Raw genomic sequence first — 23322 nt, forward strand, 5'->3', positions numbered from 1 at the left:
TCCTACTTACTTCGATGCCCGGTCAAGTGAGGCCTGGCCCTTGGATTGTGCGTCCTTGAGGCGCGCCTGGAGGCTGGAGTCGTCCACGGAACCCTTGGAGAGGTCGGGGATCGACTGGACCACGACATTGAGGAGGGCGAGCTGGATGTCGCCCCAAGCGCCGGTGAACGGCGTGGCCTTGGACTTCGCTGCAGTGTCGGCAACCGGTTGGAGGACAGGGTTGTTCAAAGCCTTCAGGGCTTCGGCGTTGGCCGGCAGGTCTCCGAAGATCTTCTGGTAGTTCAACTGCTCATCTTTGGACGTGATCAGGTTGACGTAAGCGAAGGCAAGGTCCTTCTGCTTCGAGTAGTCGGCAACAACCACGTTGTCACCGGACAGGATGCTGGCCGCATTCGCGGCGTCGCCCTGCGGAGACGACTGGCCCGGGGCCGTCGTCGGCATGGCCGTGTAGGCGTACTTTCCCGCGACAGCCGACTTGTCGAGAGTCGGGAGGGAACTCGACGTCGTCATCATGAGGTATCCGGCCTTGCCCGAGGCAAAGGCGGCAACGGCATTGCTGTTGCTCCACCCGATGGAAGCCGGATCGACTACCTTGTCCTTGGTAAGCCAGCCGAAATACGTCTCGTAGGCTTTCTTGACGGCCGGGTCATCAAGCTTGAGCGTTTTGCCGTCCACGAGCGGGTTACCTGCCTGGACGGACATCGCCCAGATGAACTTCCAGGGGTCAAAGCTGTCCTTGTACCCGGTGGCCAGGCCGAAGGTGCCCGTGGACGGATCAGTCATCTTCTTGGCCTGGGTTGCAAGCTCGTCCCAGCTGGTGGCGGGCTTGTCGATCCCGGCCGCTTTCAGGATGTCCTTGTTGTAGGCCATCACGAACGGCCGGCTGACAAAGGGAATGCCCGCTTGGTGCTGGGCGTCCGGGCCGGAAATTCCAAGGGCAGCCTGGTTGAACTTGTCTTTCCCGCCTACTTTCTTCCAGTCGTCGTCGGACAACGTCACGAAGGCCTTGGTTGCATACGCGGTGGGCGTGAAGGTGGTACCGAGGCTGTAGACGTCAGGTCCCTGTCCGGAGACGACGGACGTCTGGATGCGGGTCAGTTCATCGTTGGCCGAAGCGAAGGTTTCGAATTGGACGTCGGCACCGGTCTGCGCCTTGAACTTGGCCGCAATGTCGGTGAACCATTGCTTCTGCTGGGCGGGATAGGCGGCGCTGGAGTTGACCAGGACGCTCAGCTTCTTGCCCTTCCCGTCAACGGGCCCGGCGCTCCCCCCGGAGCTGGTGCTGCCGCCTCCACAGGCGGTCAAAGCTAGGGCGGCTGTTACGGCAACAGCGGCAAATTTGGCGGACGATGCAAACTTCATTGTTTTCCTCCCTGGAGCCCGATGGGCCTCATTGGCGTGGTGCGCGTCACATCGGGTGATTTCTCCGAGTCTAGGCATGCGCAACAAGGATGACAAGCGATTGCCAAAAATTGTCATCGGTGCTGCAATTGTGGGACAAGTCACTCACTGTTGAGCGGCTGCGGCAGATGAGGAACACCTAGACGATGGCAGAACTCCAGCTCCAGTCACCGGGCAAGCAGCCCACGATCCGCGACGTCGCGGAACTCGCGGGAGTGGCAACCTCAACAGTCTCGAGAGCCCTGAGCAATCCCGGGAGGGTGAACCGTGTGACGCGCGAGCGGATCGAAGAAGCAGCCGCGCAATTGAATTACATTCCAAGCTCCCAGGCCCGCGGGCTCAGCTCCGGACGCACCCAGACCGTTGCAGTCCTGGTTCCGGACATCACCAATCCGTTCTACTTCGACATCATCCGGGGGGCGCAGCACCAGTTGAAGGCCGCCGGCTACACGCAACTGCTCGTAGACACCGAGGAATCAGCGGAGATGGAGGCCGATGCCCTGCAGAAGATGCGCCGTTCAGCCGACGGATTCATCCTTGCCGCATCCCGCCTGACGGATGCACAGCTGGCCGAAGCGGCGGCACAGCAGCCCCTGGTCACCATCAACCGGGCCCCGGCAATTGCACCCACCGTGGTGATCGATACGCCGTCGGCCATCATCCAGGCGCTGGAGCACCTGGTCTCGCTGGGACATTCACGGATTTGCTTCGTGGGGGGCCCGGCCACCTCCTGGTCCAACGCCAAGCGCTGGCAAGCTTTCCAGGAAGAAACCACGGAACGGAAGCTGACCACATTCAGCGTGGGACCGTTCGCACCCAAGACCACATCCGGAGCGGCTGCAGCGGACGCCGCGGTACACACCGGGGCCACGGCATGCATCGTCTTCAATGACCTGCTGGCCATCGGGATGCTGCAGCGGCTGCGCGAACGCGGTATCCGGGTGCCCGACGACATGAGCATCGTCGGTTGCGACGACATCTTCGGAGCCGATTTCTGCAACCCTCCCCTCACCACCATGGCGTCTCCCATCGAACAAGCCGGGCGCGTGGCAGTCTCCATGCTCCTGTCCCGGCTGAATCCCCAGTACGGCGGCACCAGCCGGCGCTTGGCAGTCATGCCCACCCACCTCACGGTCCGGGCATCGACGGGCGCCGCGCCGGTGCGCTGAACGTGCCGCGGGCGCGCCCAACTAGCTCGCATTTGTTGTCGTTTTGGAGCCTCATAACGACAACAACTGCGAGTCAGTTGGGTGGGGACAGGCGTTCCCGGCAACACATGGGGTGACACAGTTGAGTGTTTCAAGTGCTGGTTACTAGTGTTGGGGACATGCGCACACTCCAGGCCACGATCATTGCGGAAATGGGCGTCCAGCCCCGGATCGACCCTGCCGAGGAGGTCCGTAAACGCGTCACCTTCCTGAAGGAATATCTCAAGGCCACGCACACCAAGGGCTTTGTCCTGGGCATTTCCGGCGGGCTGGATTCTTCCCTCGCCGGTCGGCTTGCCCAGCTGGCAGTCGAAGAGCTTGCGGCCGAGGGCGTGGAGGCCAATTTCGTAGCGGTCCGGCTCCCTTACGGCACCCAGCACGATGAGGACGACGCCCAGGCCGCGCTGGACTTTATCCAGGCCAAGACGGAATGGACATTCAACATCTCCCGGGCTGTCGACGGCTTCGAGGATGAGTTCGAAAAGACCACGGGCGCGCGCATCTCGGATTTCCACAAGGGCAACACGAAGGCCCGGGCCCGCATGACCGCCCAGTACGCCCTCGCCGGCGAGCACAACTACTTGGTGATCGGCACCGACCACGGAGCCGAATCCGTCACCGGCTTCTTCACGAAGTTCGGCGATGGCGGCGCGGACATCCTGCCGCTCTTCGGCCTCAACAAGCGGCAGAACCGTGCACTCCTCGCGGAGCTCGGCGCCCCGTCCCGCATTTGGGACAAGGTCCCCACGGCCGACCTCCTGGACGGCAAGCCCGGCCGCACCGACGAAGACGAGCTCGGCATCAAGTATGACCAGATCGACGACTACCTCGAAGGCCGTGAAGTCTCCGACCAGGTGGCGGAAACCATCGAGCAGAAGTACCTGCGCACGCGGCACAAGCGCACTGTTCCGGTCACGATTTTTGACACGTGGTGGAAGTAGCCGTCGCCTGAACCGGCGCCGCCGTCACGCTGGGCGACTTTTTGCAGCGCACGACGGCGGTCAGCCGCGCCGTGGCGGGGGCGCCGCCGTCGTAATCCCGTAAAAGTCTGCCCGGCGTGACGGGACGCATCCGCGCCACGCTGCCCCTTCCAAACCCTTGGATGTCCTAGTATATTGCTGGTGAGGCGGATCACACGGCCAGCTCGTTCCCGGTCGGCGCTCACCCATCCACGCAGGGCGAAAGGCAGACAATGACAGTCACCGACGACTTCCGCGCAGCCCGCGACCGGCTCCTTGAGCTACGCACCGACTACGCCCAGGCACACAGCGACTTCCAGTGGCCCCGTTTCAGCGAGTTCAACTTCGCACTCGACTGGTTCGACCAGATCGCGGATAACCCCGGCACGGCCAACAACCCTGCGCTGGTGATCGTCGAGCAGGACGGCAGTTCCGCCCGCCGCAGCTTCGCCGAGCTCTCCGCGCGCTCCTCGCAGCTTGCCAACTGGCTCCGATCCAAGGGCGTCCAGCGTGGCGACCGCATGATCATCATGCTCGGCAACCAAGTGGAACTGTGGGAACTCATGCTCGCCGGGATCAAACTCGGCGTGGTCTTGATTCCCACCACCACGCTCATGGGTCCGCGCGACATCACGGATCGCGTGGAGCGCGGGGGCGCCCGCTGGGCCGCCGTCGGGAGCGCCAACATTGCCAAGTTCGCCGAGGTGCCGGGCGACTACACCCTCATTGAAGTGGGTGACGGCCAGACCGCCAATGCCCTCCAGTATGCCGAAGCGGATTCCGCGGAGACCGTGTTCGTGCCGGATGCCCCCACCGCCGCCGACGAAACCATGCTCCTCTACTTCACTTCGGGCACCACGTCGCGGGCGAAGCTGGTGGAGCACACCCACACCTCGTATCCCGTGGGGCACCTCTCCACGATGTATTGGATCGGACTGGAACCCGGAGACGTCCACCTCAATGTGGCTTCCCCCGGCTGGGCCAAGCACGCGTGGTCCAACGTTTTCACGCCGTGGATCGCCGAGGCCTGCGTCTTCGTCTACAACTACGATCGCTTCGATGCCAAGGCACTCATGGAACAGATGGGGCGTGAAGGCGTCACGAGTTTCTGCGCCCCGCCCACCGTATGGCGCATGCTCATCCAGGCGGACCTGACCCTGCTCAAGACCCCGCCCACCAAGGTGGTTTCGGCGGGTGAGCCCCTCAACGCCGAGGTGATCGGGCAAGTGGAGAGGGCCTGGGGCCAGACCATCCGAGACGGTTTTGGCCAGACGGAGTCAACAGTCCAGGTCGCCAACACCCCCGGCCAGCCGGTCAAGACCGGCTCGATGGGACGGCCGCTGCCGGGCTACGACGTCGTGCTTGTTGACCCTGCCACTGGCGAAGAGGCCGACGACGGCGAGCTGTGCTTGCGCTTGGACCCCCGCCCCGTGGGGCTCATGAAGTCCTACTTCGGCGACCCGGAAAAGACGGCCGAGGCTTTCCGTGACGGTTATTACCACACGGGCGACATGGCCAGCCGGGATGAGAACGGCGTCATTACCTATGTGGGCCGCGGCGACGACGTCTTCAAGTCCTCCGACTACCGTTTGTCCCCTTTCGAACTCGAAAGCGTCCTGATCGAACATCCCGCAGTGGCGGAGGCCGCCGTCGTGCCCTCTCCGGATCCGGTGAAGCTCTCGGTGCCTAAAGCTTTCGTTGTGCTCGCCGCAGGGTACGAGCCCGGTCCGGCCGTGGCTGAGGACATCCTCAGGTACTGCCGGCAGCACCTGGCGCCGTTCAAGCGCATCCGTCGGCTCGAATTCGGCGAGTTGCCCAAGACGATTTCCGGCAAGATCCGGCGTGTCGAACTTCGAGGCACGGAGGTGGCCCGCCACGGCGACGGCCCGCTGCCCGCAGGCCTGGGCGTCGAGTACACCGAGGACGAGTTCCCGAATCTGAAAGAATAGGCAGCCAATCAATGTCAGGAGGCACCGTGGGCAGCCCGCTCCCCCGCGACCCCATCGCCGACGCCCAGCGAAACTGGGAACGCCACGGCTGGGGTGAAGTCGCCGCGCCCATGGCGGCCATCACCGCGATCATGCGCACGCAGCAGATCCTGTTGGCCCGGATCGAGGGCGTGTTGAAGCCGTTCGGCCTGACCTTCGCGCGTTACGAGCTCTTGGCGCTGCTCAGCTTCGCCCGCAGCGGCGCGTTGCCCATGAACAAAGCCAGCGCGCTGCTCCAGGTGCATCCGACGTCGGTGACCAACGCCGTCGACCGCCTCGAGAAGGCAGCCCTGGTGGTCCGCTCCCCGCACCCCACTGACGGGCGCACCACGCTGATCGAGCTCACCGCGGAGGGCCGCACGCTCGCGAAGCGCGCGACGACGGCACTCAACAACGAGGTGTTCGGCCAGTCCGGTTTCGGGGACGACGACGTCGAGCATCTGATTCGCGTGCTGGGAGACTTCCGCAAGGCGGCGGGGGACTTTACGGACTGATCCTCATTGGTTTCGTTTGTCCATATTTTGAGATATTCATATCGAATATTGAGACGCTCGTTTAGTGTTGTGGCCATGCAGAGTTCAGGTGTGGAACCTTTTGTCGACCTCGAATGGTTCTCCCAAAATCGTCGCGGCGTGGTGCTGGCCGATGTGCGCTGGTACCTCGACGGGCGCTCGGGCCGGGAGGCGTACGACCGCGGGCACATCCCCGGAGCAGTTTTTGTCGACCTTGATCGATGGCTCTCGAGTGAGGGATCGCCACTCGAGGGAAGAAACCCGTTGCCCGCGGCCCATGATTTTGCCGTTGGGATGCGGGAATCGGGAATCAGCGACGATGACATCGTGGTGGCCTACGACGACGCCGGCGGGGTCATCGCTGCACGCTTAGTCTGGATGCTGCGCGCCACAGGCCATAGCTCGGCCATTCTGGATGGCGGGATGGCCTGCTACGAAGGGCCCCTGGAAACCGAACATCCTTCGAGGCCCACCGGCGATTTCACCGCACAACCGTGGCCCACGAATCGCCTGGCGGAGATCCACGAACTCCCAATCGCAACAAGCCTCGTGGTGGACGCACGCAACCGCGACCGCTTCGAGGGCAAGCAGGACCCCATCGATCCAAGGCCCGGGCATGTGCCCGGCGCGAGGAACGTCCCCTGCAGGGAGAACCTGGACACCTCCGGGAAGCTGCGCAGCAAAGCAGAGTTGTTGCACATCTTCGCCGCGGCAGGCATCACATCGGCGGAGAACGTGATCAGCTATTGCGGCTCCGGAGTAACGGCCTGCCACAACCTTTTGGCACTGGAGCATGCCGGTCTTGGACACGGCAGGCTCTTCACCGGCGGGTGGTCCCAATACGGCCACGCGCTCGAATACCCGGTCGAGCTCGGGCCCGCGTAACTGGGCCCGGTGGTCAACGGTGCTTGAACTCCGGCTGGCGCTTCTCGGTGAACGCTGCCATGCCTTCCTTTTGGTCCTCGGTGGCGAACAGTGAGTGGAAGATCCGGCGCTCAAACAAAACGCCCTGGGACAGGCCGGTTTCGAAGGCTGCGTTGACGGCTTCCTTGGCCACCATGGCAACCGGTTTGGACTTCGACGCGATCACTTCGGCGGCCTTCAGAGCCTCCTCCACCACGGAATCGGCCGGCACGACGCGGGAAACAAGTCCTGCCCGCTCGGCTTCCTCGGCGTCCATGAACCGCCCAGTGAGGATCATGTCCATCGCTTTGGCCTTGCCCACGGCATGGGTCAGCCGCTGCGAGCCGCCCATGCCGGGAATGACACCGAGGTTGATTTCCGGTTGACCGAACTTGGCGCTGTCCCCGGCAATGATGAAATCGCACATCATGGCAAGTTCGCAGCCCCCGCCCAGGGCAAAGCCGGACACTGCGGCAATGACGGGAATGCGCAGGCGCGTGAGGTTTTCCCAGGCGCGGAACCAGTCGGCGGCATACATTTCCATATACCCCTTGGATGCCATTTCCTTGATGTCGGCACCGGCGGCGAAGGCCTTTTCCGAGCCGGTGATCACCACGGCACCCACCCCGGGATCCGCATCCATGTCCGACACGGCCGCCACGATCTCGTTCATGGTGGCCTGGTTCAACGCGTTGAGTGCCTTCGGCCGGTTCAGCGTCACCAAACCCACCCGTCCACGGAGTTCCACCAGGATGTTTTCGTACTGCTGCGCCAAGCCGTGCCCCTTTTGTCGTAACTGACCTACCCGCCAAGGCTACTTGGCGGACTTGTCCCGGATGTCCGTGATGATGCCGGAGAAGTCGCGCCCGGCTCCGCCTTCGGCCGCGAAAGCATCGTAGATCTGCGATGCCAGGTGCCCCATTTGCCCGTCCACTCCGGTGCTCTCAAGCGCGTTGACCGCGAGCCGCAGGTCCTTCGCCATGAGCGCGCCAGCGAATCCGGGCTGATAGTCGCGGTTGGCCGGGCTCGTGGGAACCGGTCCGGGAACCGGGCAGTTGGTGGTCAGCGCCCAGCACTGCCCCGAGGCGTTGGAGGCGACATCGAACAACGCTTGGTGCGTCAGGCCCAGCTTCTCGCCCAGGACGAACGCCTCGCTGACGGCAATCATGGAAACGCCCAGGATCATGTTGTTGCAGACCTTGGCGGCTTGCCCGGCTCCGTGGTCTCCGCAGTGCACGATCCTCCGGCCCATGAGTTCCAGGATCGGCTTCACTGTTTCGAAGTCCTCGGGCAGCGCCCCCACCATGAAGGTCAGGGTTCCGGCTTCGGCACCCACCACGCCTCCGGAAACGGGCGCGTCCACGGAGCGGTGGCCGGCTTCCAAGGCAATGGCTGCGGCCTCTCGGGCCTCGTCGACGTTGATGGTGGAGCAGTCCAGGAACAATGTGTTCGGCGCAGCCACCGAGAGCAGGCCGGGCGCTCCGTCCACTCCCCGGTAGGCGTCCAGGACGTGCTTGCCGCTGGGCAGCATAGTCAGGACAACGGATGCCCCGGCAACGGCCTCCGGAGCGGAATCCACCGTGGCAATGCCGTGTTCACGGGCTGCCTCAAGCGCTGCCGGCACGGGATCGTACGCGACCACTTGATGCCCTGCTTTGACAAGGTTCACAGCCATGGGACCGCCCATATGGCCAAGGCCGAGGAAAGCGATGGTGCCGGAAACTGCGTCAGACATGGTCGGACTCCTTTGAATGAAGTTTGAGTTCACGGTCGCCGAGCGAGGCGAAGAAGCCCTCGACGGCGGCCGGCGACACCTCCGCCAGGGAAGCTGGCTTCCATTGTGGGTTGCGATCCTTGTCCACCACTTGCGCGCGGATGCCCTCCCGGAAATCCGGCCCGGCCAGGCACCGCACGCCAACGCGGTATTCCTGCTCCAAGGCCTCCTCAAGGGAGAGCCCCCGGACGCGCCGCAACGATTCCAGGGCGACTTTCACGGCTGTAGGCGACTTCGCCTCGATCGTGACAGCAGCTGCAGCGGCGTCCCCGCCCGCGGCGCGCAGCCTGGCGACGATCTCCTCGGCGTCGTCGGAAGCATAGGTTTCATCGATCCACTCCCGCTGACCGGACAGCGCCGAGGCCGGCGGCTCCTGCACAAAGCGTCCGACGGCGGCTTCCGCCGTCGAGCTTTCCAACGCTTCCGCGAGCGCGGGCAGGCTTTCGGACGGCACAAAGTGGTCCGCGAGCCCCAGGAACAGGGCGTCAGCCCCGCTCAAGTGGGCGCCCGTGAGGGCTGCGTGGGTACCGGACTCGCCCGGTGAGCGGGACAGCAGAAGGGTTCCGCCGACGTCGGGCACGAAACCAATGGTGGTTTCCGGCATGCCGGTACGGGTCCGCTCGGTGACCACGCGGACGGAGCCGTGGGCTGAGATCCCGACTCCGCCGCCGAGGACCAGCCCGTCCATGAAGGCGACGTAAGGCTTCGGGTACCGGGCAATGAGCGAGTTCAACCGATACTCCGCAGCCCAGAAATCCGCGGTTTGGTCGCCATGGCGCAGGATGTCGTCGTAGATCGCCACGATGTCCCCACCGGCGCAAAGTCCCCGGTCCCCGGCGCCGTGCACCAAAACCGTTTTGACGGCGTCGTCGTCCGCCCATGCGGTGAGCTGCTCCAGCATGGCGTGCACCATCCCGGCGGTGAGTGCGTTGACGGCCTTGGGTCGGTTCAGCGTGATGACGCCGAGGTGGCCGCGCTTCTCGAACAGGACCTCGGCCATTAGCTGCCGGCCGGCATCACGAAGCTGGCGCCCTGGCGAATGCCCGAGGGCCAGCGGGTGGTGACCGTCTTGGTCTTGGTGTAAAAGCGGAAGGCGTCCGCGCCGTGCTGGTTGAGGTCGCCAAAGCCCGAGGCCTTCCAGCCGCCGAAGGTGTAGTAGGCAATCGGGACTGGAATGGGAACGTTGATGCCCACCATGCCCACTTCGACGCGGCTCGCGAAGTCGCGGGCAGCGTCGCCGTCACGGGTGAAGATCGCGACGCCGTTGCCGAACTCGTGTTCGGAGCAGAGCCGCAGTGCTTCTTCGTAGTCGGCTGCGCGGAGGACGCTCAGGACCGGGCCGAAGATCTCCTCCTTGTAGATGGACATGTCCTTCGTGACGTTGTCGAAGAGGGTCGGGCCAACCCAGAAGCCTCCGGCGTAGCCGTCCACCTTCAGGTCGCGTCCATCGGTGACGAGCGTGGCGCCTTGGTCGACGCCCGCTTGGATGTACCCCTCGATACGATGTTTCGCCGAGGCGGCCACTACAGGCCCGAAGTCCGAATCCGCGGCCAGGCTGGGCCCCACCTTCAGGCCCTTGATGCGGTCCTGCAGCTTGGAGACGAGCTGGTCCGCTGTCTCCTGGCCAACAGGCACAGCCACCGAGATCGCCATGCAACGCTCCCCGGCGGAGCCGAACCCGGCACCGATAAGGGCATCCGCGGCCATGTCGAGATCGGCGTCGGGCATGATCACCATGTGGTTCTTGGCGCCGCCAAAGCACTGGGCGCGCTTCCCGTGGGCCGCGGCCGTGGCGTAGATGTACTGGGCAATCGGCGTGCTTCCGACGAAGCCGATGGCCTTCACCCGCGGATCCTCAAGGAGGGTATCCACTGCTTCTTTGTCGCCGTTGATGACGTTGAAGACGCCGTCCGGCAATCCCGCTTCGGTGAATAGTTCTGCCAGGCGCAGCGGCACGGACGGGTCGCGCTCCGAAGGCTTGAGGATGAAGGCATTGCCGGCAGCCAGGGCGGGGCCGGACTTCCAGAGTGGAATCATGGCCGGGAAGTTGAAAGGCGTAATGCCCGCGACCACCCCAAGGGGCTGGCGCAGTGAGTGGACGTCGATGCCCGTGCCGGCGTTGTCCGAGAATTCACCCTTGAGCAGGTGCGGGGCACCGGCGGCGAACTCCACCACCTCGATGCCACGCTGGATGTCACCTTTGGCATCGGGGAAGGTCTTGCCGTGCTCGGAGGAAAGGAGCGTAGCGAGTTCGTCCATGTGTTCGTTGACTAGGTCCACGAACTTCAGCAGGATCCGGCCGCGGCGCTGCGGGTTCATGGCGCCCCATTCCAGCTGGCCTTTCTCCGCGCTCGCAATGGCGTTCCTGACCTCGTCAGCACTGGCCAGGGGAAGCCGCGCCTGAACCTCGCCGGTGCAGGGATTGTAGACGTCGCTGAATCGTGGGGAGGTCCCGTCGACTCTTTGGCCGTCGATGTAGTGGGAAAGTTCGCGCACCATGGAATGCTCCTTTGCATAGGGGGAATGCCCGCCATCGGCCTCGAAGGCACATGTCCGACTGCGCTCCAGGACCTCTTTGCACCGAATATACTCGGACTTCCTACTAATTTCTAGAGCGCTTCGGCCGCGGCCCTCAACACCCGACCACATTTGGAAGTGCCCGACGCCGGAACTCGCCGCGGGCGGGGATGTGCCGGTCTGCGGCGGGGGGCAAAGGTGGTCGTTAGTGGTGGCCCGGTTCAACGAGGCAGCGAGCCGTAGGCATCCAGCGCCTCCCGACGCGAGGTTTTAAGGTCCACCACCGGCTCCGGATAGTCCGCCGTGGTCAGTTCCGGGATCCACTGGCCAACGTAGCTGCCGTGGGGATCGAATTTCTTGGCCTGGGTTTCCGGATTGAAGATCCTGAAGAAGGGCGAGGCGTCCGCACCGGAACCTGCAACCCACTGCCAGTTCGCAGGATTGGACGCAGGATCGGCATCCACCAGGGTGTCCCAGAACCATTGCTCGCCCACTTGCCAGTGGATGCCAAGGTTCTTCACCAAGAGGCTGGCGGAAACCATGCGGACCCGGTTGTGCATCCATCCTGTGTGCCACAATTGCCGCTGGCCTGCGTCCACGATGGGGAACCCCGTGCGGCCTTCCTGCCATGCGCGAAGGAGGGTGGCACCCTCCTCGGCTTCTGCACCCTGGCTACCCGGCCAAGCCCACGGATAGTGGTCGAACCCGGGTCGCAAATTGGCCGTTGCCAAGTCCGGGTGATGGAAGTATTGGTGCCAGCAGAATTCACGCCACCCGAGTTCCGAGGCGAAGACGGCCGCGCCGTCGCCCAGTTCCCGACGCCGGCCCTGCTGCGCATGCCACACCTCGAACGGGCTGAGTTGCCCCCAGCGCAAGAAGGGCGACAACCGGCTACTGCCCGGCAGGTCCGGACGATCCCGGTTCACCGAATAGTCCGCCAGCCCGTGCTCCACGAAGTCGTCAAGAAGCTCATGCGCCTGGGCCGAACCCGGCTGCCAGCTTTCGGACAATCCGTCCGACCAGTCGGGGTTCCGCGGCAGCAATCCCCACGTGTCCAATTCCTCGGACTCAGGGAGCCGGCCGGAGAATCCCCGGCCCGGTTCCGGAGCTTCCAGCGGTTCACGGAAATCCATCCCGGACACGGTCCGCCAAAATGGCGTGAAGACCTTGAAGGGTCCGCCTTGCTTCGTGGTGACGGCCCACGGTTCGTGCAGCAAGGAGGCCTGGAAACTCTCCGCGTGCATCCCGGACTCGCGCGCCCAGGCCTTGATGCCGGCGTCGACTATTCGCTCTGGCTCGCCGTAACGGCGGTTCCAGTACAGCGATCCGGAACCCATCGCCGTCGCGGTTTTCCGGACAATCTCCGCCGCCGGTCCGCGGCGCAGCAGGAGCGGAACACCGAGTGCCTCAAGGTCTTCGCGAAGGGTGAGCAGGGAATGATGCAGCCACCAGCGGGAAGCGCTACCGAGCGGCCTGATCCCAGGTGATTCCTCGTCGAAGACATAAAGCGCGACTACTGCACCGTCGTCGGCTGCCGCCCGTAGCGCCGGGTTGTCCGTGGTCCGGAGGTCGTCCCGGAACCACACGATTGACGGCTTCACTCATCCCCCTTGGACTTCTTGCGCAAAGGTCATGCCCCTTAAGACGAATCTTAAGGGGCACGGCCTGTACCTCATCTGTTGAGATCTATTTCGGCATCAGGACGCTGTCAACCAGGTACACCGTCGCGTTGGCGGTGTGGACGCCGCCGCAGATCACGGCGGAGCCCCCGTCAACCTTGAGCGCGTCCTTGGTTCCCGTGACGGTCACCGAGTCGCCCTCAACCGTCTTGTGGGTGCCCACGATCTGGTCCGGAGTCAGCTGGCCGGGGATGACGTGGTAGGTGAGGATCTTGCTCAGGAGAGCGTCGTCGGTCTTGAGGCTGTCGATGGTGGCGGCGGGGATCTTGGCGAAGGCGCTGTCCACAGGAGCGAAGACAGTGAACTGGCTGCTGTTCAGCGTGTCCACCAGGTTCACCTTGGGGTTCAGCTTGCCGGACACTGCGGCCGTGAGGGTCTTGAGCAACGGGTTGTTGGAAGCGGCCACGGCTACCGGGTCGAGAGCCATGCCGGCAACAGAACCTGCACCGCTGGGAACCTGGGAGGCGTAACCTGCGCAGCCCGGGCCAACGAGGTCTTTTGTCGGGTCCATCGCGGCGCTTGCCGAGGCGGAGGGTGTCGCCGCCATGGTGGTCGCCGAGCTCGGAGCGGCCGACGACGGTGTGGCCGTGGAAGCGGAGCCGCCACAAGCAGTGAGGCCCAACAGGGCGGAAGCGGCGAGGCCGGCGATCGCAAAAGACGTGCGCTTTGTAGAAAGCATGACATTTCTCCTTCAAACGGACTGACATTCGGTGCCGGTTGATTCCGGCGTGAAAGCACTTCACCCTTGCGGGCTAAGTCCTTATGCCAGCTATTCGGAGGTGTGGGCTGCAGGGATGGGTGAGTTTCAAAACTTAATTTGGAAGCCCCTCAAGAACCGACCACTTTTGGGAACCCCCGACGCCGGATGGCGGCATTCGCGCCGACGTTGCGGCTCAAAGGTGGTCGGTTCTTGCGGAGCTCATGCGGTGGGCTTCTTCCATGAGCAACTTGCCGAGGAATTCCCGGCGTTCAGGACGGAATCGCGGCTCGATGCCCGTGAGGGATAGAGCGCCGACTGGCCGGCCCAGTTGGTCGAAGACGGCAGCCGCCATCCCCCAACTGCCTTCGAGGACCAAACCGGGATTCACCGAGTACCCGGCCATTCGGGTCTGCTCAAGGTTCCGGCGCACCACACTCTCGGTGTGGCCAGTGGCGAAGTCCCCCGCATGCTGTTCCCATCCGGAGAGGATCGTTTCTTGTTCTTCATCCGGCAGGAACGCCATGATTGCCGTGCCGGCCGACGCGACGCCGAGCGGGAACCTGACGCCCTCGTGCAAGACGAACGAGCGCACGGGGAAGCTGCCTTCTTCGCGGAGCACGCACACGGTTTCGTGGCCACGACGGATGGAATAGAAGGCACTTTCCCCGCTCTCCTCGGCCAGGCGGCGCAGGCTGGGCCGGGCCAAGTCCTCAAACGGGAACCGAGCCGCCGCCACGGACCCCAGCAGGAAAATCTCGGGCCCCAGGATCCAGTTGCCGGTCCGCCGGTCGTGGTCCAGCAGGCCCCCGGCAGCGAGCGACGCGAGCAAGCGGTGCACCGTCGGGCGGGTCAGGCCGGACTCGCGGACCAGGCCAGCGATGGACATGCCCTCCGGTTTGCGTCCCACGAGCCGGAGGAGCGCGGCAACCCGAGCCACGACTTGGGCGCCCTGGACCGGCTTGATTTGCGGCTGCTGAGTCGGCAATCCGATCTCCTCTCAAAGATATCCTCCACAATGTGGACACTTCTAAGACTAGCGTCCACACTATGCGAGTTCAGTCCTTCTGGCCATGCGACGCCGTTGACCCTCGCCACTGGGCCGCCTTAAGCTCCATTTCAGACCGTTAGCTCAGACCCGTGTCCACAAAGTGGATAGCCGCTGAGTAACCCTACTCAAAGACGAGGACAAAGCCATGGCCAAAATCCAGCCCGGCGCAGCCGTTGCACTACAGGACGTCCTGCGCGACGGCCAGACGATCGCCGTCGGTGGTTTCGGGCTTAGCGGCATCCCCGCGGACCTGATCGACGCCGTCCGCGATTCGGGCGTCAAGGACCTGACAGTGGTCTCCAACAACATGGGCATTGATGGCAAGGGGCTTGGCGTCCTCATCGAAACGGGCCAGGTCCGCAAAGTCATCGCCTCCTACGTCGGCGAGAACAAGCTCTTCGCCGAGCAGTACCTATCCGGGCAGCTCGAGGTCGAATTCGCGCCCCAGGGCACCCTGGCCGAACGCCTCCGTGCCGGTGGTGCCGGCATCCCCGCCTTCTACACGCGGACCGGCGTCGGAACCCTGGTTGCCGAGGGCAAGCCGCTCGAAGAGTTCGACGGCGTCATGTACGTCCGCGAGCGCGGGATCGTCGCCGACGTCGCGCTGGTCCACGCGCACACCGCGGACACGGACGGCAACCTGATCTACCGCTACACGGCCCGGAATTTCAACCCTGTAGTGGCGACGGCGGGAATCGTGACCATCGCCGAGGCCGAAGTGATCGTGCAGCCGGGCGAGCTGGATCCGAACCATATCGTGACCCCCGGCGTCTACGTCCAGCGACTGGTCCAGGCGAGCAGCCGCACCAAGGACATTGAGCAGCGCACCGTCCGGCCCCGCACTGAAGCCCTGGCCGTCTAAGCACCCACCAGCGAAGGAGCACCACCATGGCATGGACCCGCGACGAAATGGCCGCCATTGCGGCCCAGGAACTCAACGACGGCGATTACGTCAACCTCGGCATCGGCATTCCGACCCTTGTTGCCAACAACCTGCCCGACGGCGTACGGGTTGTCCTGCAAAGCGAGAACGGCCTGCTTGGTATGGGGCCCTTCCCCTATGAGGGCGAGGAAGACGCCGACCTGATCAACGCAGGCAAGCAGACCGTCACGGTCCTGCCCGGCGGCAGCATCTTCGACTCCGCGACGTCATTCGGCATGATCCGCGGCGGACACGTCAAGGTTGCCATCCTCGGCGCCATGCAGGTTTCCGGCAACGGCGACCTCGCCAACTGGACCATTCCGGGAAAGATGGTCAAGGGCATGGGCGGGGCCATGGACCTGGTGGCCGGCACCCCGCGCGTCGTGGTCCTCACCGAGCACAACGCCAAGGACGGGAGCGCCAAGATCGTCCGGGAATGCACCCTGCCGCTGACCGGCCTCCAGGTTGTGGACCGCATTGTCAGCGACCTCGCGGTGTTCGACATCTTGCCATCCGCGAACGACGACGGCGGGCGGCAGCTCACGCTGACCCGCCTCGCACCCGGGGTCACCGTGGAGGAGCTCCGCGAGAAGACCGAGGCAGCATTCGACGTCGCATTGGAAACCACCCCTGCATTGGAAGGAACTGCATTGGAAGGAACACCGGCATGAGCCTGAAAGACCAGTTCGGCAAAGACATCCTCCTCACCGGATGGGGACACAGCAAGTTCGGCAAACTCACGGACGAAACGCTGGAGTCCTTGATCGTCCAGGTGTCCGCGGAGGCCATCCGGAACTCGGGCCTCGAGCCACGGGACATCGACGAGATCTACCTCGGCCAGTTCAACTCAGGCATGCAGCCCCTGGGCTTCACGTCCTCCCTGGCCCTGCAGCTGTCCGAGGAGCTGGCCAATGTGCCCGCAACGAGAACCGAAAACGCCTGCGCCTCCGGTTCCGCAGCATTCCAACAGGGCGTGAAGGCTGTCTTGGCCGGCACTGCCCGCAACGTCCTGGTGATCGGCGCCGAAAAGATGACGGACGCGGGAACCGACGTCGTAGGAGCAGCCCTGCTCGGGGCCTCCTATGAAATGGCGGGCAAGGCCTCCACCACCGGTTTCACGGGGCTGTTCGCCGAGGTGGCCCGGCACTACGACAAGCGTTACGGCGCGGGCATCGAACGCCCTGGTTTTGCCGGGGCCGGCCTAAGCGACATCCTTGGATCCATCGCCGCCAAGAACCACCACAACGGCATGGACAACCCCTACGCGCAGATGCACAGGGACTTCGGCGAGGAGTTCTGCCGGACGGTTTCCGAGAAGAATCCCATGGTTGCCGAACCGCTGCGTCGCACCGACTGCTCCCCCGTGTCCGACGGCGCCGCCGCCGTCGTGCTTTCCCTGGGCCCGGCGTCGGGCGCTGCTACCGAACCTGTGCGGCTCGCGGGATTCGGGCACGCGAACGACTTCTTCCCGGCAGAACGCCGCGACCCCACGGAGTTCGCCGCCACGAGGGTGTCCTGGGAACGCGCGCTGGGGATGGCCAGCGTCGGGATTGACGGACTGGACTTCGCCGAAGTGCACGATTGCTTTACGATCGCCGAGCTGATCATGTACGAGGCCATGGGGCTGACCCCGCGCGGCGAAGGATCCCGGGCGGTGCAGGAAGGCTGGGTCTACAAGGACGGCAAGCTGCCGGTCAATGTGTCGGGCGGACTCAAGGCCAAAGGCCACCCCGTTGGCGCAACAGGAGTATCGCAGCACGTCATTGCCGCCATGCAGCTCACGGGCACCGCGGGCGCCATGCAACTGCCCAACGCCCGCCGCGGAGCCGTGCAGAATATGGGCGGCGTGGGCATCGCGAACTACGTCTCCGTTTTGGAGGCTGTCTAAGGACCAACCGATTGTTCGAGGGGGCGGCCCCTCGAATGCCCTACTTCGCCTCAAGCACGGCCGCTCCGGCTGCCGCGCAGGCTTCGTCCAGGGCACCGTCCGGAGCGCCGCCGACGCCGATCCCCGCCACCGAGACGCCGTTCACCTTGAGCGGCACTCCGCCGGGGAGGAAGAGGGTGCCCGGGAGGTCGGCGATCGATGGGCCGTTGCCGTTGATTCGCTTGGCAAGTTCGCTGGTCGGCGCGCCGAAGGCGGCTGCGGTGTAGGCCTTCTGCTTGGCGGCCTCGATGGTGTGTTCTGCAGCGTTGTCGCCGCGGAGCAAGGCTTGGACTGTCCCGAAGCGGTCCACGAGCGCAACGGTAACGAACGGAAGCTTGTCGGCCTGGCACTTCGCCAAGGCTGCGTTGACTGCCTGGCTGGATGCACCGACGGTGATGCGGTTTTGGGGGACGACGTTTTCCGCGGACGGATTGACGTCGACGGCGGCCGTCGCAGTTTTTGCGGCGGCCGGAGTCACGGCATTTGCGACGGCGGTCGCCCCGCCGGTCAGGAGCAAGGCTCCGGCAGCAGCGACGGCAAAGATCTTGTTGGACTTCTTCATGGTGGTCCTCCGTGAGGTCGGCAACGGGTACAGTTCCATGCTTCCGGCAGGGCACCCTCCGCACATCCGGCCCTCGTCTCGCCTGGCCTCATCCCTTCCGTTCCCGGCATCAGCCAAAAGGCGGAGAGACCGGCGACCGGAACGCGCCTAGCATGGGAAGAATGCCGGAATCTTCGAACGGGACGGCCTCCCGCCCCGCTGCCGTCCGCCCCGCCATGGGCCGGATCGACGCCGTGGTTCACCTCAGCTTCGCCGTGCTCATGGTGGCATCCGGTGTGCGCTACGTCCTGCGGCACAGCCTGGCCGACAATCTCTGGACAGTGGCCCTGGCTGGCGCCGTGTGCGTCCTCTACGCAGTGGTTGCCGTGCTGGCCAAGCGGCGCCAGCCGTGGCTGTTGTGGATGGTCGCGCTCGTGCTCGCCTGGGCTGTGCTGGTGATCGCCGCACCGAGTTTTGCGTGGTGCTCATTCGCCTTGTTTTTCCTGTCCCGCGCAGCCTTCATGGGTTGGATGGCCTACCTGGCCGGGGGCTTGACGGCAATTGCCACGGCAATCGGGCTATTCCGCCTCAGCGGCGACACCGACGTCGCCATGCTGCTCGGGCCCATCGCCGCCGCGGTCCTGCTCACGTTGATCTACGACCGGATTGAGCACGACGCCACGGTGCAACACCAACTCCATGCCGACATCTCCCAAGCGCAGGAACGGCTGGCCGCCGGCGAACGCGCAGCCGGGATCGCCGCGGAGCGCGAGCGTGTTTCGCGGGAAATCCACGACACCGTCACGCAAGGCCTTGCCAGCAGCCTTCTCCTGCTCGAAGCCGCGCAACGTTCGTGGCCTGAAGAGGGAGCGAAAGCGGAAGTCCAGAAGGCCGGGACCCTCCTCCGGCAGAACCTCGCCGACACTCGCAGCCTGGTCCACGAACTTTCCGCCCCTGGGTTGGAAAACGGACCACTGCCCCAAGCCCTCGAACAAGCCGCCCGCCGGTACCTCGACTCCGTGGTCCTCCACGTCACCGGCGATCCCCGGCCGGTACCCACCGAGGTCCGCCATGCCCTGATACGCGTGGCGCAAAGTGCTGCGGCCAACATCAAACTCCACGCCCGGGCTGAAAAGGCAAGTTTGACGCTGGGCTTCCTTCCCGGGGCGGTCACCCTGGACGTGTTCGACGACGGCCGCGGCTTTGATCCCGCTGCGGTACCACCGCCGTCGGAAAAGGGAGGTTACGGACTACGTGCCATGCGCCAACGGGTGGAACAACTCAGCGGAGTGTTTTCGGTGGAGAGCTCCCCCGGAGAGGGAACCGTCATAGCCGCACAACTGCCGCTGCCCCCTACAGAACCCAACCAGGCAAACCCCGCACCAGCGGTGCCCGTCGAGAAGGACAGTCCATGAACCCCGTTTCGGTCCTGCTCGTGGATGACCACCTGGTGGTCCGGAGCGGGCTCAAGGCCTTGCTCGGCACCCAGCCGGACATCACCGTCGTCGCCGAGGCGGCATCCGGCGAGGAAGCCCTCACGGCAGCGCAACAGCACCCGGCCGACGTCGTCATGATGGACCTCGCCATGGGCCAGGGCATGGACGGAATCGAGGCGATCAAGCGCCTGCGCCAAGCGAGCAAGCAGCAAGCGGTACTGGTGTTCACCACGTATGATTCCGATGCCGACATCGTGAGGGCCGTGGACGCAGGTGCCATGGGGTATGTGCTCAAGGACGCCGCGCCGGAGGAGATCTTCGCTGCGGTCCGGGGCGCAGCGCAGGGCAAGAGCGTCATGAGCGCACCCGTGGCCAGCAAGTTGTTCCAGCAATTGCGTAACCCGGACGAGGTCCTCACCCCGCGTGAAGCCGAACTCCTCAGCCTCCTCATTCAAGGCCTCAGCAACCGCGAGCTCGGCAAAAGGCTGTTCATCTCCGAGGCCACGGTCAAAACGCATTTAGCCCACATATACGCCAAGCTCGGCGTCGAGACACGGGCGGCGGCGATTGCGGTGGCCATTCGCCGCGAGGGGATGCGCTAGGAAAAAATTGGGGTGCAGGTGTCGATTTGGCCGGCCGCCGTTCGTATAGGAGGTGACCGGGCCGCAGAGAGCGGTCCGCAGAAGCAAGGGAGCATGTCATGCGCCAGATCAATGCCACGTTGTCCATTACCCTCGACGGAGTCATCCAGGGCCTGGGCCGTCCGGACGAAGACACCCGCGGCGGCTTCACCCACGGCGGGTGGGGCGGCAGGTACAACGACGAGGTCATGGGCCGTGAGATGGGCAAGGGCATGGCGAAACCCACGGACATGCTGTTCGGACACCGGACCTGGACCGATTTCATCACCGTCTGGGGCACCCGCGCCGACGACAACCCTTTCACCGTGTACATGAACGCGGGATCGAAGTACGTTGTGTCAAGGACGCTGGAGAACGCCGATGCCTGGCAGAACTCCATCCTGCTGTCCGGCGAGGCCGCAGAGACGGTGGCCAAGCTCAAGGCCGAGCCGGGCAACGATCTGACGATCATCGGCAGCGCGTCGCTGGTCCGCTACCTGCACGCCGAAGGCCTCATCGACAACTTCACGCTGCTGATCCACCCGCTCACCCTGGGTACCGGGAAGCGGCTGTTCGAAGGCCCAGCCCCGCTGACCGAGTTCGAGCTCACCGGCTCCGTCACCACCACCAAGGGCGTGATCATCGCCCACTACACCCGCCGATAACGAAAGTGGTGGCCTCGCGCGTGCCCGGTGGAGCGGGAAGCCCGCTGGAACTCCCCAACGCGGGGTCACTTACGGTCCATGCCGGGCAGCAACTTGGGCCGTAAGTGACCCCGCGCTGCGCCGGGGAGTTCCGGCTGGCCCATTCCCCAGCTACCGCGCCGGGTCTAAACTGACCCTATGTCCGACACCGCAGGACGCAAGTTGTTTCAGCATTCAGGAACGGCGCTCATCTTCCGGGGAGCCTTGGCCCTTCTCTTGGCCTTCCTTGTCGCTTCCCTGCCGGTCGCCACGGTGTTTGCCCTCGTCTACGTGTTCGGCGTCTTCGCCATCACCGACGGGCTCACCAATATGGCCCACTACTTCTACGATCCTGCGCGCCATTCCCGCTGGAGCATGATTGGCGGCTTCATCTCCGTCGCGACCGGCCTCGTGGCCGTTTCGTGGCCGGGCATCACCGCTGCGGCACTGGGCGTCCTCATAGGAGCGTGGGCCCTGGTCCTCGGCATTTCGCAAATTATCCTTGCCATGGACACCAGGACCACGGTCAGGGCTTGGTGGATCTGGATGCTGACAGCCTTGGTCACCACTTTGTTTGGGCTTTTTGTGCTCGTCAATCCAGGCGCCGGATTCCTGAGCGTGGTGGCGCTCCTCGCGACATACGCCGCGGTCAGCGGTGTTCTGTTGATCGCCTCCGGCATCAAGCTCCGCAGGCGCGCCTCTTCTTCGGTGATGCTCGCCCACTAGTCCCCGCGGTAGCAATCCATCCCAAGGGGATGCGCCAGGGCACAAGTTCGGTAAGTTAGTGGCTGTGAAGATAGCTACCTGGAATGTGAATTCGCTCCGCGCACGTGCCGACCGCGTCGAGGCTTGGCTGCAGCGCAGTGATTGCGACGTTCTTGCCATGCAGGAAACCAAGTGCAAGGACGACAACTTCCCGTGGGAGCTCTTCGAGCGCATGGGCTACGAGGTTGCCCACTTCGGTCTGAGCCAATGGAACGGCGTGGCTATCGCCTCGCGTGTAGGGCTCGACGACGTCGAGCGCACCTTTGTTGACCAGCCCGCCTTCGGAAAAGCCGGCAAGGATCCGGTCCAGGAAGCCCGCGCCATTGCCGCTATTTGTGGCGGAGTACGGGTGTGGAGCCTGTACGTTCCCAACGGCCGTTCCCTGGACGATGAACACATGCCTTACAAGCTCAAGTGGCTGGACACCCTGAAGGGCCACGCCGCCGGTTGGATCACGGAGAACCCCGAGACCCAGGTGGCCCTCATGGGCGACTGGAACATCGCGCCGCTGGACGAGGATGTCTGGGACATCGATTACTTCCGGGCGAACGCGCTCACCCACGTCAGCGAACCCGAGCGCGAGGCCTTCCGGGCGTTCGAAACGGCCGGCTTCACCGACGTCGCCCGCGCTTACACCCCGGGTCCCGGCGTCTACACCTACTGGGACTACACGCAGCTGCGGTTCCCCAAGAAGGAGGGCATGCGTATCGACTTCGTCATGGCCTCTCCCGCGCTGGCCGCCCGCGTCACCGGGGCCTCGATCGACCGCGAGGAACGCAAGGGCAAGGGCGCCTCGGACCACGCTCCCGTGATCGTGGAGCTTACGGACTGAGCAGCAACAATTGACGGAGGAGGCGGGCCCGCGATGAGCGGAAAGCTATACGGGAGCCAGGCAGGGCTGCCCTTCTCTTCAGCGTTGCGCGTGTACGAACCGCTCGAAGCATTCCCCGAGGACCAACGGCAGCAGCTCGTGGCGAGTGGTACCCGCAGCGGTTCGCGGGCCGCCGTCGAAACTGCCGAGCTGCTCGCTTCCCTCGGACGGGTCACCCGCAAGGGCGGGGACCCTTTTCCCACCGGCAGCACCGATCTGGTCCGCATCACGCGGGTTCCTTCCGGAGATCGGAACGACCCCGACGGCGGACGGCTGCTTTATTGCCCAAGCCAGCTGGTCATCCGGGCAGGTTTGGCGGCCAACGCCCTCATGGAAGGTATCCACGGACCCCTCGCGGACCTCCTCATCCCCGTGGACCAGCGCGACCGGCACCAGGCACGCATCGACCGCATCAACGCCAGTCACGACGCGAAGCGGGTGCACACACGGGCCTCCACGTGGGGCATTCCCTTCAGCTGGTTCTCGCTGTTCCAGGAGTCGGACCGCAAGGACGTCGTGGAATCCGGAGGACGCATCCTGACGGTCAGGGTCTGGGCCTCGCTGACGGATGCCTTGGACCGGGCACGCTTCGCTGTGGCCAACCTCGCCCTCGCCGCTCCGGACCTCGACATGCTGGACGACCTCACCCAGCTCACCGAATGGCTCGAGTTGTTCCATGTGCAGTCAATGGTCGAGCTGGACTATGGCGCCGTGGCAGACAAGGTGTACCCAGACGAGTCGCCCATGGACGTCAGGCTCGGCATCGAATGCCTGGCCGAGGGAGACATGACAGGAGCGGCCGCGGCTTATCGCAGGCTGGCTTCCCGCTGGATCCCCATCAGGCAGTTGGCCCGGGCTTCCTAGCTGC

General features: G+C 64.6%; 23 protein-coding genes. 14 read left to right on the top strand and 9 right to left on the bottom strand.

Translation table 11 applies throughout. From position 1 onward, the window contains the following. Positions 1-6: 6 nt before the first annotated feature. Entirely contained in the window at positions 7-1362 is a 1356-nt protein-coding gene (locus QRN59_RS07470; protein ID WP_284981884.1) for an ABC transporter substrate-binding protein, read from the bottom strand. Positions 1363-1547: 185 nt separating this feature from the next. On the opposite strand from QRN59_RS07470, the gene QRN59_RS07475 reads away from it, so the two are divergent. From QRN59_RS07475 to QRN59_RS07495, 5 genes are all read left to right on the top strand, one after another. Further along, a complete protein-coding gene (locus QRN59_RS07475; RefSeq protein ID WP_284981885.1) occupies positions 1548-2570 on the top strand; it encodes a LacI family DNA-binding transcriptional regulator in 1023 nt (340 codons plus the stop codon). Between the two features lie 158 nt (positions 2571-2728). After that, complete coding sequence (gene nadE / locus QRN59_RS07480; protein WP_284981887.1) at positions 2729-3550, top strand: NAD(+) synthase; 822 nt, start codon at positions 2729-2731, stop codon at positions 3548-3550. 251 nt (positions 3551-3801) lie between these two features. Further along, the gene (locus QRN59_RS07485) at positions 3802-5517 is read left to right on the top strand and encodes an AMP-binding protein (protein WP_284981889.1); all 1716 of its coding nucleotides are present in this window, start codon (positions 3802-3804) and stop codon (positions 5515-5517) included. 26 nt (positions 5518-5543) lie between these two features. Further along, a complete protein-coding gene (locus tag QRN59_RS07490) occupies positions 5544-6050 on the top strand; it encodes a MarR family winged helix-turn-helix transcriptional regulator (protein WP_284981964.1) in 507 nt (168 codons plus the stop codon). Between the two features lie 75 nt (positions 6051-6125). Then, complete coding sequence (locus tag QRN59_RS07495; RefSeq protein ID WP_284981891.1) at positions 6126-6953, top strand: sulfurtransferase; 828 nt, start codon at positions 6126-6128, stop codon at positions 6951-6953. Between the two features lie 13 nt (positions 6954-6966). Here the strand turns inward: QRN59_RS07495 and QRN59_RS07500 are convergent, their stop codons facing one another. The 7 genes from QRN59_RS07500 to QRN59_RS07530 all read right to left on the bottom strand — a co-directional run bounded on the left by QRN59_RS07500 (position 6967) and on the right by QRN59_RS07530 (position 14626). Beyond that, entirely contained in the window at positions 6967-7746 is a 780-nt protein-coding gene (locus QRN59_RS07500; RefSeq protein ID WP_284981893.1) for an enoyl-CoA hydratase, read from the bottom strand. 39 nt (positions 7747-7785) lie between these two features. Beyond that, complete coding sequence (gene mmsB, locus QRN59_RS07505) at positions 7786-8706, bottom strand: 3-hydroxyisobutyrate dehydrogenase (protein WP_284981895.1); 921 nt, start codon at positions 8704-8706, stop codon at positions 7786-7788. Beyond that, positions 8699-9745, bottom strand: coding sequence for an enoyl-CoA hydratase/isomerase family protein (locus tag QRN59_RS07510; protein ID WP_284981897.1), 1047 nt, complete (start codon positions 9743-9745; stop codon positions 8699-8701). Before QRN59_RS07510 ends, mmsB begins: the two co-directional genes overlap by 8 nt. Next, positions 9745-11244 carry a CoA-acylating methylmalonate-semialdehyde dehydrogenase gene (locus tag QRN59_RS07515; RefSeq protein WP_234752725.1) on the bottom strand — a complete coding sequence of 500 codons (1500 nt, stop codon included), beginning with the start codon at positions 11242-11244 and terminating at the stop codon, positions 9745-9747. Before QRN59_RS07515 ends, QRN59_RS07510 begins: the two co-directional genes overlap by 1 nt. Before the next feature lie 239 nt (positions 11245-11483). Further along, positions 11484-12863: a cryptochrome/photolyase family protein gene (locus tag QRN59_RS07520; RefSeq protein ID WP_284981900.1), complete on the bottom strand. Its 1380-nt coding sequence runs from the start codon at positions 12861-12863 to the stop codon at positions 11484-11486. An 85-nt stretch (positions 12864-12948) separates the two neighbouring features. Next, entirely contained in the window at positions 12949-13620 is a 672-nt protein-coding gene (locus QRN59_RS07525; protein ID WP_284981902.1) for a fasciclin domain-containing protein, read from the bottom strand. A gap of 214 nt (positions 13621-13834) precedes the next feature. Continuing rightward, entirely contained in the window at positions 13835-14626 is a 792-nt protein-coding gene (locus QRN59_RS07530) for an IclR family transcriptional regulator (RefSeq protein ID WP_284981904.1), read from the bottom strand. A gap of 208 nt (positions 14627-14834) precedes the next feature. On the opposite strand from QRN59_RS07530, the gene QRN59_RS07535 reads away from it, so the two are divergent. From QRN59_RS07535 to QRN59_RS07545, 3 genes are read left to right on the top strand one after another with little or no spacing between them, the layout of a single operon-like run. Then, entirely contained in the window at positions 14835-15551 is a 717-nt protein-coding gene (locus QRN59_RS07535) for a CoA transferase subunit A (protein WP_284981905.1), read from the top strand. Positions 15552-15577: 26 nt separating this feature from the next. Next, positions 15578-16282 carry a CoA transferase subunit B gene (locus QRN59_RS07540; protein WP_284981907.1) on the top strand — a complete coding sequence of 235 codons (705 nt, stop codon included), beginning with the start codon at positions 15578-15580 and terminating at the stop codon, positions 16280-16282. Further along, positions 16279-17499: an acetyl-CoA acetyltransferase gene (locus tag QRN59_RS07545; protein WP_284981909.1), complete on the top strand. Its 1221-nt coding sequence runs from the start codon at positions 16279-16281 to the stop codon at positions 17497-17499. The genes QRN59_RS07540 and QRN59_RS07545 overlap by 4 nt, the downstream gene beginning before the upstream one ends. A 40-nt stretch (positions 17500-17539) precedes the next feature. On the opposite strand, the gene QRN59_RS07550 is transcribed toward QRN59_RS07545, so the two are convergent. After that, positions 17540-18100 (bottom strand): GlcG/HbpS family heme-binding protein, encoded by a 561-nt coding sequence (locus QRN59_RS07550; protein WP_284981911.1) that lies wholly within the window; start codon positions 18098-18100, stop codon positions 17540-17542. Positions 18101-18261: 161 nt separating this feature from the next. On the opposite strand from QRN59_RS07550, the gene QRN59_RS07555 reads away from it, so the two are divergent. From QRN59_RS07555 to QRN59_RS07580, 6 genes are all read left to right on the top strand, one after another. After that, complete coding sequence (locus QRN59_RS07555; RefSeq protein WP_284981912.1) at positions 18262-19494, top strand: sensor histidine kinase; 1233 nt, start codon at positions 18262-18264, stop codon at positions 19492-19494. Further along, complete coding sequence (locus QRN59_RS07560; protein ID WP_284981914.1) at positions 19491-20117, top strand: response regulator; 627 nt, start codon at positions 19491-19493, stop codon at positions 20115-20117. The genes QRN59_RS07555 and QRN59_RS07560 overlap by 4 nt, the downstream gene beginning before the upstream one ends. A gap of 98 nt (positions 20118-20215) precedes the next feature. Further along, positions 20216-20800: a dihydrofolate reductase family protein gene (locus tag QRN59_RS07565; RefSeq protein ID WP_284981915.1), complete on the top strand. Its 585-nt coding sequence runs from the start codon at positions 20216-20218 to the stop codon at positions 20798-20800. 177 nt (positions 20801-20977) lie between these two features. Next, positions 20978-21544 (top strand): HdeD family acid-resistance protein, encoded by a 567-nt coding sequence (locus QRN59_RS07570; protein ID WP_284981917.1) that lies wholly within the window; start codon positions 20978-20980, stop codon positions 21542-21544. Between the two features lie 64 nt (positions 21545-21608). Then, positions 21609-22415 (top strand): exodeoxyribonuclease III, encoded by an 807-nt coding sequence (locus tag QRN59_RS07575; protein ID WP_284981919.1) that lies wholly within the window; start codon positions 21609-21611, stop codon positions 22413-22415. A 33-nt stretch (positions 22416-22448) separates the two neighbouring features. Next, complete coding sequence (locus QRN59_RS07580) at positions 22449-23318, top strand: DUF8083 family protein (protein ID WP_284981921.1); 870 nt, start codon at positions 22449-22451, stop codon at positions 23316-23318. Positions 23319-23322 lie beyond the last annotated feature (4 nt).

This window comes from Arthrobacter sp. efr-133-TYG-118 (assembly GCF_030209755.1).
Lineage (GTDB): Bacteria > Actinomycetota > Actinomycetes > Actinomycetales > Micrococcaceae > Arthrobacter.